The organism is Paenibacillus sp. LjRoot56 (genome assembly GCF_964253335.1).
GTDB classification, from domain to species: Bacteria; Bacillota; Bacilli; order Paenibacillales; family NBRC-103111; genus Paenibacillus_E; species Paenibacillus_E allorhizoplanae.
In genome coordinates this window covers 1-370 of sequence record NZ_CAXURV020000015.1, presented here as the reverse complement: position 1 = coordinate 370, position 370 = coordinate 1, and the positions used below count along the sequence as shown (strand labels likewise).

Genomic DNA, 370 nt, shown 5'->3' with positions numbered 1-370 from the left:
TGTGTAGGCAAATCCGCACATCGTAAGGCTGGGCTGTGATGGGGAGGGAAATTTAAGTACCGAAGGTCATGAGTTCACACTGCCAAGAAAAGCTTCTAGCCAGGCGAAGGTGCCCGTACCGCAAACCGACACAGGTGGGTGAGAAGAGAATTCTAAGGCGCGCGGAAGAACTCTCGTTAAGGAACTCGGCAAAATGACCCCGTAACTTCGGGAGAAGGGGTGCCTCGGTAGGGTGAATAGCCCGAGGGGGCCGCAGTGAAAAGGCCCAAGCGACTGTTTAGCAAAAACACAGGTCTGTGCGAAGCCGCAAGGCGAAGTATACGGGCTGACGCCTGCCCGGTGCTGGAAGGTTAAGAGGAGTGGTTAGGGG

The 370-nt window shown here is 55.7% G+C and carries 1 rRNA gene; it reads left to right on the top strand.

Features of this window, described 5'->3' with window-relative positions:
- Positions 1-370: ribosomal RNA gene (locus tag ACSQ8O_RS36715) — 23S ribosomal RNA — on the top strand; the annotation flags it as partial.